This is a genomic window from Streptomyces sp. NPDC059785 (genome assembly GCF_042732375.1).
Taxonomy (GTDB): Bacteria; Actinomycetota; Actinomycetes; order Streptomycetales; family Streptomycetaceae; genus Streptomyces.
In genome coordinates, this window is sequence record NZ_JBHWHV010000118.1 from 1 (window position 1) to 10,748 (window position 10,748).

Annotated in this window: 11 protein-coding genes; 6 read left to right on the forward strand and 5 right to left on the reverse strand. The window is 73.1% G+C overall.

The features are described 5' to 3' along the window. The 4 genes from ACFV6E_RS42375 to ACFV6E_RS42390 form a co-directional block, all read left to right on the forward strand. Nucleotides 1-203: hypothetical protein (locus ACFV6E_RS42375; RefSeq protein WP_385469104.1), on the forward strand; the 203-nt coding region annotated here is incomplete at its 5' end. Next, nucleotides 163-1,110 carry a PfkB family carbohydrate kinase gene (locus ACFV6E_RS42380; RefSeq protein ID WP_385469084.1) on the forward strand — a complete coding sequence of 316 codons (948 nt, stop codon included), beginning with the start codon at nucleotides 163-165 and terminating at the stop codon, nucleotides 1,108-1,110. The genes ACFV6E_RS42375 and ACFV6E_RS42380, both read left to right, overlap by 41 nt. Before the next feature lie 81 nt (nucleotides 1,111-1,191). Further along, nucleotides 1,192-1,560 carry a hypothetical protein gene (locus tag ACFV6E_RS42385; RefSeq protein WP_385167926.1) on the forward strand — a complete coding sequence of 123 codons (369 nt, stop codon included), beginning with the start codon at nucleotides 1,192-1,194 and terminating at the stop codon, nucleotides 1,558-1,560. A 9-nt stretch (nucleotides 1,561-1,569) separates the two neighbouring features. Continuing rightward, nucleotides 1,570-2,079, forward strand: coding sequence for a GNAT family N-acetyltransferase (locus ACFV6E_RS42390; protein WP_385167924.1), 510 nt, complete (start codon nucleotides 1,570-1,572; stop codon nucleotides 2,077-2,079). Here the strand turns inward: ACFV6E_RS42390 and ACFV6E_RS42395 are convergent. The 5 genes from ACFV6E_RS42395 to ACFV6E_RS42415 all read right to left on the reverse strand — a co-directional run bounded on the left by ACFV6E_RS42395 (nucleotide 2,070) and on the right by ACFV6E_RS42415 (nucleotide 7,836). Further along, nucleotides 2,070-2,963, reverse strand: a complete 894-nt coding sequence (locus tag ACFV6E_RS42395; protein ID WP_385469087.1) for a hypothetical protein — start codon at nucleotides 2,961-2,963, stop codon at nucleotides 2,070-2,072. The genes ACFV6E_RS42390 and ACFV6E_RS42395 overlap by 10 nt on opposite strands. 138 nt (nucleotides 2,964-3,101) lie before the next feature. Further along, the gene (locus ACFV6E_RS42400) at nucleotides 3,102-3,569 is read right to left on the reverse strand and encodes a DUF4334 domain-containing protein (protein ID WP_385167920.1); all 468 of its coding nucleotides are present in this window, start codon (nucleotides 3,567-3,569) and stop codon (nucleotides 3,102-3,104) included. Between the two features lie 98 nt (nucleotides 3,570-3,667). Then, entirely contained in the window at nucleotides 3,668-6,364 is a 2,697-nt protein-coding gene (locus ACFV6E_RS42405) for an FUSC family protein (protein ID WP_385469090.1), read from the reverse strand. Next, complete coding sequence (locus ACFV6E_RS42410; protein ID WP_385469093.1) at nucleotides 6,361-6,855, reverse strand: MarR family winged helix-turn-helix transcriptional regulator; 495 nt, start codon at nucleotides 6,853-6,855, stop codon at nucleotides 6,361-6,363. The genes ACFV6E_RS42405 and ACFV6E_RS42410 overlap by 4 nt, the downstream gene beginning before the upstream one ends. A gap of 120 nt (nucleotides 6,856-6,975) precedes the next feature. Further along, entirely contained in the window at nucleotides 6,976-7,836 is an 861-nt protein-coding gene (locus tag ACFV6E_RS42415; protein ID WP_385469095.1) for an AraC family transcriptional regulator, read from the reverse strand. 281 nt (nucleotides 7,837-8,117) lie between these two features. Between ACFV6E_RS42415 and ACFV6E_RS42420 the strand changes: the two genes are divergently transcribed. Then, complete coding sequence (locus tag ACFV6E_RS42420; protein ID WP_385469101.1) at nucleotides 8,118-8,873, forward strand: alpha/beta fold hydrolase; 756 nt, start codon at nucleotides 8,118-8,120, stop codon at nucleotides 8,871-8,873. 262 nt (nucleotides 8,874-9,135) lie between these two features. Beyond that, entirely contained in the window at nucleotides 9,136-10,692 is a 1,557-nt protein-coding gene (locus tag ACFV6E_RS42425) for a pectate lyase (RefSeq protein WP_385469098.1), read from the forward strand. Nucleotides 10,693-10,748: the final 56 nt, after the last annotated feature.

The window sequence follows — 10,748 nt, forward strand, 5'->3', positions numbered from 1 at the left end:
TCGAGGACGTGCCGGCGATCTGGGAGAAGCTGGAGGGCGTCGGCCTCTCCACGACCGAGGCGTGGGGGGGCGGGCGCGGCCCCCGCCACCGGGGCCCCCGCCCCGGGCGCGCCCATGTCGGGCGCCGCGTCCCCCGCGCGGCGCCCGCACCCGGGAGCCCTGATGACCGCCCAGACCACCCCGACCTCCCCGAGCACCCCTGATGCGCTCAACGTGCTCGGCTTCGGCGACAGCACCATCGACCGCTTCGTGGACCGCGGCACCGACTACCCCGGCGGCAACTGCGTCAACGTCGCCGTCTACGCCCGCCGGCTCGGCCTGGACGCCGCCCACCTCGGGGTGTTCGGCGACGACGACCTCGGCACGTATCTGCGCACGGCGGTGGCGGCGCAGGGCGTCACCGTGGACCACAGCGTCGTACGCCCCGGCGCGACCTCCGTCTCCACCCTCCATGTACGGGACGGCGACCGGGAGTTCCTCGGCTACGACCCCGGCGGCGACGCCGTCGGCGCACCGCTCGCCCTCGACCCCGCCCTGCTCGCCTACGCGGCGTCCTTCGCCCTCGTCCGCTCCAGCGTCTACTCGCACACCGAGGCCGAACTCCCCCGGCTCGCCGCGGCCGAACCGCTGATCAGCTTCGACTTCTCCGACGAGGACGAGTACCGCGCGCCCGCCTACCTCGACCGCGTCTGCCCGCACGTGGACCTGGCACTGCTGTCCTGCTCGCACCTGGACGAGGGCGCCACGCGTGCGCTGCTCGCCGAGACCGTGCGGCGGGGCGCGGGCATCGCGCTGGCCACGCGCGGCCTCGACGGAGCGATCGCCCACGACGGCCGCACCACCGCCACCGCACCGGCCCGCCCCGCCGCCCCCGGCACCATGTCCGACACGATGGGCTGCGGCGACGCCTTCCTCGCCGGGTTCGCCGTCTCGCTCCTGCGCGACGGCTGGTCCCGGCGCGCCGCGCCGTCCCCGGACGCGCTGGAGCGCGCCCTGCGGCAGGGCTCGCGGGCGGCGTACCAGCAGTGCTTCGTGGAGGCGGCCTTCGGCTGCGGACGTCCGGCACCGGCGGGGACCCGGAGCGGATCCGGACGAGAATCCTCTGTCTGAACAAGTCGCGGCCGTACGCAGGGCGGTCGGCGTAGGGTCACGGTGTCCCGTACCGGCGATGGCGGCGAGGTGGCAGCTCCTGTGCTCAACGGTGTCCTGATCGGTGAGAGCCTGCGCGTCGGCAGCATGCTGGACAGCGTCCCGCTCCAGGTCACGAAGGTGCGGAGAATCGCCGTCGACAGCCCCGGCGCCGAACAGCCCGGACAGTGGACCCTGCTGGACTTCCAGGCACCTGAACGCGAGGCGGCACGGCTGGCCGACGCGCTGGCGGGCTGCCTGCTGCCGCACGGCGGCTGGTACGCCAACTTCGGCACCCCGGCCGAGGCGTTCGTCGTCTTCGCCGGCCGGGTCTTCCGCTACGCGCGCGGGGACACCGCGGCGCGCGGCGAAGTCGAGGCGTACGCCCGCTCGGTCGGCGTACCGGAGCCCCAACTGGACTGGGAGGACTGAACACCCGCCGTGACTTCCGTGTCTTCCGTGTACGCGCCGCAGTTGCTCCGGCCGGACCACATACCCGCCCTCCTCGCCTTCGAGCGGGAGAACCGGGCCTACTTCGCGGCGTCCGTTCCCGATCGCGGCGACGACTACTTCGCCGCGTTCGACGAGCGGATCCGTGCGCTCCTGGCCGAACAGGAGGCCGGAATCTGCTACTTCCACGTGCTCGTCGACACCGCGGGCGCGGTGCTGGGGCGGGTCAACCTGGTGGACGCGGCGGACGGCGCCGCCTCGCTCGGGTACCGGATCGCGGAACGGGCGGCGGGCCGGGGGCTGGCCACCTCGGCGGTGCGGCAGATGTGCGCCCTCGCCGCCGACCGGTACGGCCTGACCACGCTGCGCGCCGCCACCACCCTCGACAACCAGGCGTCCCGGACCGTGCTGACCCGTACGGGGTTCCGTGTCACCGGCGAGACCCGGCTCTCCGGCCGCCCCGGCCTCACGTTCCAGCGCTCCCTGGAGGACTACCGGTAGGCGATCGGCCGGCCGGTGTGCGCGTCGAGGAGGACGCGGTCGCCCAGAGGACGCGCCAGCTTCACGGTGACCTCCTCCAGCTTCCCCTGCTTGGTGCAAGTACCGCCGTCCTCACGGGACTTGACCAAGGCCGACAGCACCGCGCTGCCCGCTGTCTCCAGTACGTCCACGGCGGGGCCGTCGTCGCAGACGCCGTGCAGCGCGACGACGGTGACCGAGCGCCCGTCCGCGGCGATACCGGTGAGGCGCCTCAGCGGCTGGCCGGGGAGGTCTCGGTCCGGCCGGATCGGCGACGCGGGGAGTTCTGACGGTAAGGCGGCGGCCAGCCTGAGGGGAGAGTCGTAGCCGTCCAGGGTGAGGAGCCAGGCGGGCACCGTCGCCGGGCCACGGCTGGTGACCAGGCTCATCGTCCCCGGCTCCACCCCGGTCACGGTGAGGTGCGGTGCGTCCCCGACGCGGGCACCGGCCAGGGTCTCGTACGACTCGGCCGGTGCCGTCAGCGGTCGGGTGAGCGGTGGGCTTCCGGACCAGGTGACCCGGCCCGTCTTCGGCCAGGTGGCGGGCAGCTCACCCCGCAGGACGAAGTTGCGCTCCCGGTAGGCCCGCCTGTCGGCCCGGCCGCGCAGACCGCCGTGCGGTGGCTGGACCACCTCCGCCATCGGGTGGTAGCCGGACCGCCACTCGGCGGCCGCGGCCGACCCGTCCCAGGCGGCGGCGACCTGCCGGGACCGGTGCGCCGAGGCCGAGGCCAGGTCCTGATCGTCCGAGCCACCGGTCTCCGGGCGGCTGCCGCAGCCGGCGGTCAGCAGGGACACCGCCACCGCCATCACCACCACCATGGCCGGCGCACTCGTGGTGCGCGCCGAGCCGGCTCTCCTGCTCATGTGGTCCCCCCGGAAGAACGGCGACGCGGCAGACCGTCTGCCCCTCCTCCGACGCCGCGGCCCCGGGAAACGTTCGCGAGCCCCGCGGGACCGGACGGGTGCAGGTCGGGTGCAGGTCGGCCACCCGCCCGGTCCCGCTCAGGCGCGTTCGAGGACGAAGTAGTAGAAGGGGCCGTTCTCGGCGAAGCCCTTGCCGTTCATGATGCCCATCAGGGTGCGGTCGTCGACGGCCTTGAAGTGGTCGAAGACCGGCTGGCCGTCGTAGACCATGGTGGCCGTCGACTCACCCCGGAACTCGACCATCCACAGGCTGGCCTCGCCCTTGCCGAGTTCGGTGTCGGAGTACAGGCGGCCGTCCTTCCCGCGCATGATCAGCGGCTTGGCGTCGTGGGCCGAGACGAACGTCTTGCCGTACCAGCCCGACGCCACCAGCCGCTTGTTGAGGGGATGCCCGGTGTCGAAGTCGCTGCCCCGCCACTCGCCGAGGATGTCCTCGACGCGGACCGTCGGCAACGCGGCCCAGACGGCGTCGAGTTCCTCGGGCGACACCGCGGACTCCTTGCCGCGCAGGATCGCGAAACGGCTCCGCGCCTCATCGAGGTCCATCGGCCTGCCTCCCACCGGTAGGGAACTGTAGGGAACGCGTGAAACAAACAGGCACAGTATGTATCAGCGTCTCCCCCGGCGACAGGGCAGCGACGGATTCAGCCGCCGCGTTGCTGAAGGCCGAGGTCGAGGCCCAAGGGCTGTCCCGGCCGCACCGACACGGACTGGGCGTGCGGCGGATGGCCGGCCGCCGACACCACCAGGGTGTGGTGGCCGGGGCGCAGGCCCAGCCGGTAGCGGCCGCCGTCGGTGTACGCCTGGGCGACGCGCTGACCGCGTGCGTTGATCACGGTGATCCGGGCGGGACAGCCACCGGGATGCTCGGCGCAGGTCACCGTGCCGGTCACGGGAACCGTGCCGGTCACCGGGGCCGGGTCGGCGGGCGTACTGGTCACGGAGGCCGTGGCAGGGGCCGCAGCCGTGGCCGTGGCCGTGGTGGGAGCGGCCGAAGGCACCTCGGATGCGGGCTGCGGCTGAAGCTGTTGTGAAGCGGCACCGGTGCCGGACGCCACCGGCAGGCCCGACTGTTCGGCGAACGCGGTGAGCGTCTGGTCGAGGGCCTCCAGCTCGCGCAGCGCAGTTTGCAGGCGCCGGGCGCGCGGTCCGGGCGCGGCGGGCCGCAGCCCGGTACGGAGTTCGCGGACGAGCGGGCTGACGGATCGCCACTGGCCCTGCGCGGTGCCGTTGACGAGATGGTGGTCGAGCGCGCGCAGCGAGTCGGTGAAGGTGGTGGTGATGAACCGGATCCGCTCGCCCAGCGCGGGCGGGAGGTCGATGTCGACGTCCGCCGCGGCGGCCAGCGCCCGCGCGTGCCCGGCGGCCGTGGTGAGCAGCGCCATCCGGTGGTGCGGGCCGCGTCCGCGTACCCCGAGCGGCATCCGCACCAGCGGCCGGGACACCTCCGCGACCTGGATCAGGGCGACGTCGATCGCGCGTGCCGCGCCGCGCAGCCGGACCGGGCTGTCCGGCTCCGCCCAGCGCGCCGCGACCTGGGTGAGGAGGATCTGCACCGCTTCCACGTAGCCGTGCTCGGCCTCGCGGACGACCGCCCGGGTGGACAGGGGGAAGATCAGCGCGGCGCAGGCCGTGGCGACCAGGATGCCGATGCCGTTGTCGATGAGGCGCTCGCCGAGCAGGTGGTTCATGCCGCTGTCCGGCGTGGTCAGCGCGTAGAGCTGGACCAGGGCGACGACGAGACCCGCCACCCACAGTCCGTAGGCCCGCTGCATGCCCCAGGAGCCGAAGGACAGGCCGAGGACGATGACGGTGAGCGTCCAGTAGACGTGCTGGTGGCCGATCAGGTGCAGCAGGAGCACGCCGAGCACCGCGCCGGCCGCCGTACCGACCATGCGGTGGCCGAACTTGCGCAGCCGTTCGTGCGTGGTGTTGGTGCCGAACAGCGTGATCATCACGCCGACCAGGCCCCAGTAGAAGCGGCGCGGGTCGATGGCGTCGGCGATGGGGCAGACGATCGCGGCGGCCACCGCCGCGTGCAGCGGGGCGCGGACGAAGGGGACGGCGCGCTGCCAGCCGCTGCGGGTACGGGCGGTCAGCGCGCGCCGCATCGGCGCGGCCGAGGCGGGGATCCGGTTGTTCTCCAGCGCGACGGCGGGCTGGAACGGCACCGTGGTCGGGCTCTTCGGCGTCTCCTGCCCCAGGGCCAGCCAGCTCACCAGCGAGTCAGCGAGGGATTCGAGCAGTTCGGCGACGCGGCGGGCGAGGGCGGCGCACTCGGCGTCGCGCGGGTCGGCCTCCGGGTCGCGCAGGACGGCGTCGGCCTGTTCGTGGATCAGCTGAATCGCGGGCCGCAGTCCGCCCGCCCGGGCCGGCGGGGTGTCGCGGGCCAGCAGCAGGCCCACCGCCAGCGACTCCCGCAGCTTCTCGGGAGGTGACTGCGCGGCGAGCGCCTGCACCGCCTGGCCGATGCCGCGCAGGGCGAGTTCGGCGTCGAAGAGGTGGCGGTGCAGCATCTCGGCCGTGGTGGGCTCGGTGGCGGCCTCGGGCTGGGCGAGGCGTCCGTCGATCGTGACGGTCACGATGTTGAGGCGGCGCAGCGAGCGGCTCATACGGCGCTCGACGCGGCGCGGGTCGGCGTCGGGGTCGAGCGCGTCGACGGCGGTGTCGGCCAGGCGGCGCGCCTCCACCACGAACGCCCGCTGGGTGCGCAGCAGATCCTCGCGCGGCATCGGGAAGCACAGCAGCAGCCGGGTGAGTAGCACCGCGGCGGCGGCCACCAGGGCCACCGCGAACGCCTTGCCCACCAGGGCGGAGGGGATGCCCGCGATGGTGCCGACCAGCAGGCCGTTGAACATCATCATGCCGGTGAGCAGGGCCAGCGGCCCGAACCTGGCCAGCAGGAAGGTGACGGCGAGCGCGGCGCCGTTGAGACCTATCTCCAGGGCGCGGTCGCCGTGCAGGGCCGCGGCCGGCCAGAGCACCGCCGCGAACGGGAAGGGCATCCACAGGATGCCCCGGGCGAGCTGGGTCCAGGTGTTCCCGGCGACCGCGAAGGCGCTCATCAGCCCCATCATCCCGCCGACCATCATGCCGATCATCGGCGGTACGGCCAGGGAACGGGCCATGCCGTAGCCGACGGCGAGGGAGGTGACCATGGCCACGAGGGTCCGCCAGCCGGCCTGCAACTGCCCGAGCCCCGGGTCGCTGACCAGCACCCAGTCCCACCACCGGTACGGGCCGGCGACCCGCCGGGGCGCCAGTTCCTTCCGTGCGGCGTGGGCGGGGGTCGTGCCCGCGCTCCGGTTCGAGGTCTGCTGGGCGGTTTCCGGGCTGGTCAAGTGGCCTCCGGCGGCTGCATGGCGTGGGCGAGTGTCCCGATGGACCGGCGGGCGGCGCTCACGGCGTGCTCGCAGTCATCGACGGTGGTGGTGGTGCGCAGTCCCTCCAGCAGGGCGGCGGCCATCCGCTGCCGTCCCTGTTCGAGCAGGTGCCGTCCCGCGGGCGTCAGGGTGGTCTCCACCGCGCGGCGGTCGGTGGTGCAGCGCCGGCGGGTGACGAGTTCCCGGTCCGCCAGCTTCTGGAGGACCACGGTCACCCGGGGCTGGACCATCCCGGTACGGGCGGCGAGTTCGGTGACGCGCAGCGGCGCACCGTCCAGCGCGTCCAGCACGGACACCTCGCTGCGGGTCAGCCCGTACTCCCCGGCCCGGAACAGCGCCCGCGTGAGGACCGCCAGGTCCCGCAGCAGACCGTGCGCCGCGGTCTCGACGCGCTGCTCGTCGGAGGGCGCGTCATCGGTGGGCGCACCGCCGGAGGGAGATAGGTGCATATGGAAAGTATATATCCGCGAGCGGGTGCCCCGACCGGCGGCCGGAGCCGCGCGGGCGGCCGGTCGTCGACAGCCGGGCATCGACCGTGGTGGTGAACGGCCGGTCACCGGCCGGCGGCGTCAGTACGCGGCGCGCCAGGCGGCAGGCGCCAGGCCTGCCTGGCGCCGGAAGAAGGTGGTGAAGTTGCCGGTGTCCTTGAAGCCGAGGCGCCGGGCGCAGCCGCCGACCGGCAGGCCGGTGTGGGCGAGCAGCCGCTTGGCCTCCAGCAGGATGCGCTGGTCGAGGAAGGTCTTGGCCCCGGTACCGGTGGCGGCGCGCGTCGCCCTGGTGAGGGTGCGCACGTCGTAGCCCAGCGCCCGCGCGTAGTCGGCCACTCGGTGCCAGTCGGTGAAGTGCGCTTCGACGGCCGCTCGATAGGCGCGGAACACCTCGGCGCCCCGGCCGTCGGCCTCCCCCGCCCCGGCCGGGACCGGGGTGTCGGGGAGAGCGCGCAGGATCAGCGCCGCCAGCAGGTGGGAGAGCAGGGCGGGCGAGGCCAGGCGCGGGTTGCTCACCGCCGCGCCGTGCTCGCGGCCGAGGTGGTCGGCCGCCGGCAGGGCGAGGGACAGCCGCTGCGGGTCGAGGTCCCAGCAGGCCGGTGCGGCGGCCTCCGCCGCGGTGAAGCCGGGGAGGAACCCGGGCCGGAACAGGATCAGCGGGCCGTCGCAGGCATCGACGTCGGTCCAGCGGTGCACCATGCCCGGCCGGATCCAGACGACGCAGCCCGCCCGCAGCCGGTAGTCGCGGAAGTCCGCCTCGTGCGCACCGTCGCCGGAGCCGATCAGGGCGAACACATGGAAGTCGGGGCGCTGGGGCCGCGTGCGGCGGCGCTGCACGTCCATCGCGCGCAGCGCGGCGAAGTCGAGGACCTCCACCCCGTACGCCGCTCCGACGGCGGGCAGGTAGCGCAGTTGCCGCACCGCATCATGTCCGTTTTCCACAAGCACCGTGTTCCTTTCCGCCGGAGGTCCGACGCTCGCTCGCTTAACGTCGATGCCGAGCCCGACACACAGGTCAGGCTACCGACAGGAAGCCGCCACGGGAGGCCGGGAGCCGCCCCGGAGCGGCCCACAGGAAAGGCACGACGATGACGGAAACGACAAGGACGGTCCCCGTGGCGGGCGGATCCCTCACCGTACGGACGACGGGCGGATCCATGGCCGCACAGGTGACGGCCGGACCCCTCGCCGCACAGCCGGCAGGCGGCTCCCCCGCCGCGCCGATGACGGGTGACGCCGGACCGGCGCTGGTGTTCGTCCACTACTGGGGCGGCTCCGCCGACACCTGGAGCGGGGTGATCGACCAGCTGCCGCCCGGGCAGCAGACGGTCCGCTTCGACCAGCGCGGCTGGGGCACCTCGCGGGCGCTGCCCGGCCCGTATCACCTGGACCAGCTCGCCGACGATCTCGCCCGCGTGGCCGAGACGGCCGTCCCGGGGCCGTACGTCCTCGTCGGTCATTCGATGGGTGGCAAGGCGAGCCAGCTCGTCGCGGCGCGCCGCCCGGCCGGGCTGGCCGGGCTGGTGCTCGTGGCGCCCGCGCCGCCGCTGCCGCCGGCCATGGTGACCGAGGAGTACCGGCAGGGTTTGTCGCACGCCTACGACTCGCCCGAGTCGGTGGCGTACGCGCTCGGCCAGGTGCTGACCGCGACGCCGCTGCCCGAGGGGGTACGGGGCACGGCGGTCCGCGACAGTCTGGCCGCCGGTGCCGAGGCCCGCCGCGAGTGGCCCCTGCACGGGATCGCGCGGGACATCACCCGCGCCGCCCGGGACATCGAGGTACCGGTGACGGTGCTGGCCGCGGAGCACGACGTGGTGGAGCCGCCGCAGGTGCTGCGCGAGCATCTGCTGCCGCACATCCCGCACGCGACCCTGACGACGATTCCCGGGGCCGGCCATCTGCTGCCCCTGGAGGCTCCCGGCGCCGTCGCGACCGCCATCGGCGACTTCCTGACGGCCCTTCAGCCGGTCACCGGCTGACCACGGGGCCGCACGGCCCGCACGGCCCGCATGCCGCTGCCGCTGCCGCTGCCGCTGCCGCTGCCGCTGCCGACATCTTGTCAGTTACTCGGCGGCCACTCTATTCTCACGCCCTGGGAAAGCGCTTTCTGCCGCTTTTCGATTGCTCCCGCACGAGCCGCTGCCGGTCCGGCGCAAGCGCTTCCCGGGGACGGGACGCCGTCGCGCCGCGCAACGAGCAGCTCACAGCAACTCGGCACTCGACGACGATGGAGTGAAGAGCATGAGACGTTCAGCCGTGCAGCGACTCTCCGCGGCCTCGGCCGCGCTGGCCACCGCCGCAGCGATCGGGGTGGCCCTGTCCATGCCCGACGACGCGTCGGCGGCGACCGGCAGCGCCACCGGGTACGCGACCCAGAACGGCGGCACCACCGGCGGGGCGGGCGGTCAGACGGTACGGGCCACCACCGGGACCGAGATCCACGCGGCGCTGTGCGGCCGGGCAAGCAGCAGCACGCCGATCACCATCGAGGTCGAGGGCACCATCAACCACGGCAACACCACCAAGGTGTCCGGCGACAGCTGCAACACGGCAGCCGACAAGATCGAGCTCAAGCAGATCAGCAACGTCACGATCGTCGGGGTCGGCGGCGGCGCAGTCTTCGACCAACTGGGCATCCACATACGGGAGTCCAGCAACATCATCATCCAGAACGTCACCGTCAAGAACGTGAAGAAGTCGGGTTCGCCCACCTCCAACGGCGGCGACGCGATCGGCATGGAGAGCGACGTCCGCAATGTCTGGGTCGACCACACCACCCTGCTGGCCTCGGGCGGCGAGGACGAGGGCTACGACGGCCTCTTCGACATGAAGGACAACACGCAGTACGTCACGCTGTCGTACAGCGTCCTGCGCGACTCGGGGCGCGGCGGGCTCATCGGCTCCAGCGAGAGCGACCTCACCAACGGCTACGTCACCTTCCACCACAACTTGTACGAGAACATCGACTCCCGTACGCCCCTGCTGCGCGGCGGCACGGCCCACATCTACAACAACCACTACGTGAGCCTGAACGAGTCGGGCATCAACTCCCGGGCCGGCGCCAAGGCCAAGGTGGACAACAACTACTTCGAGGACTCCAAGGACGTCCTCGGCACCTTCTACACCGACGAGCTCGGCTCCTGGCAGGTCAGCGGGAACGTCTTCGACAACGTGACCTGGTCCGCGACCGGGGACGAGAACTACCCCGCGGGCCCCGACCCGCAGTCCAACACCACGGTCGGCATCCCGTACTCGTACACGCTGGATTCCGCCGCGTGCGTGCCGGACGTGGTGAGCCGGACGGCGGGCGCCGGTACGGGACTTCAGGTGTCGGACGGCAACTGCTCGCCGCAGTCGCCGACTTCGAGCCCCACCGCGAGCGCCTCGCCCACCCCCACCCCGACCTCCTCCGCGTCGCCGAGCCAGCCCAGCGGGACCAACCTCAGCATCGGGGCCGGCTCCGACGGTTCGAGCAAGGCGAGCGGCACCAGCTACGGCAATGTCAGGGACGGTGACCTGAACACCTACTGGTCCCCGTCGGGCGCCACCGGTTCCATCTCGATCAAGTGGGGTTCCGCCACCACGGTGTCCAGGATCAACATCCGTGAGTCGTCCGCCGCGGCGGGCCGGATCGGCTCCTGGCGTGTCCTCAACGCCGACACCGGCGCCGTCCTGACCTCCGGCAGCGGAGCCGGGGTCATCACCTTCCCGCAGACCTCCCTGAACAAGGTCACCTTCGAGATCACGAGCGCGTCCGGCGCACCGCAGGTCGCCGAGTTCGAGACCTACGCCGGATAGCCGGGCGGAGGGCCTGAGCCACACAGCAGCACGCGTGCCGCCGGTCGGTTCGACAC

Coding starts and splice junctions, on each gene's coding strand:
- ACFV6E_RS42380 (WP_385469084.1), top strand. CDS start 163: ATGACCGCCCAGACCACCCCGACCTCCCCGAGCACCCCTGATGCGCTC.
- ACFV6E_RS42395 (WP_385469087.1), bottom strand. CDS start 2,963: ATGAGCAGGAGAGCCGGCTCGGCGCGCACCACGAGTGCGCCGGCCATG.
- ACFV6E_RS42400 (WP_385167920.1), bottom strand. CDS start 3,569: ATGGACCTCGATGAGGCGCGGAGCCGTTTCGCGATCCTGCGCGGCAAG.
- ACFV6E_RS42410 (WP_385469093.1), bottom strand. CDS start 6,855: ATGCACCTATCTCCCTCCGGCGGTGCGCCCACCGATGACGCGCCCTCC.
- ACFV6E_RS42420 (WP_385469101.1), top strand. CDS start 8,118: ATGACGGGTGACGCCGGACCGGCGCTGGTGTTCGTCCACTACTGGGGC.
- ACFV6E_RS42425 (WP_385469098.1), top strand. CDS start 9,136: ATGAGACGTTCAGCCGTGCAGCGACTCTCCGCGGCCTCGGCCGCGCTG.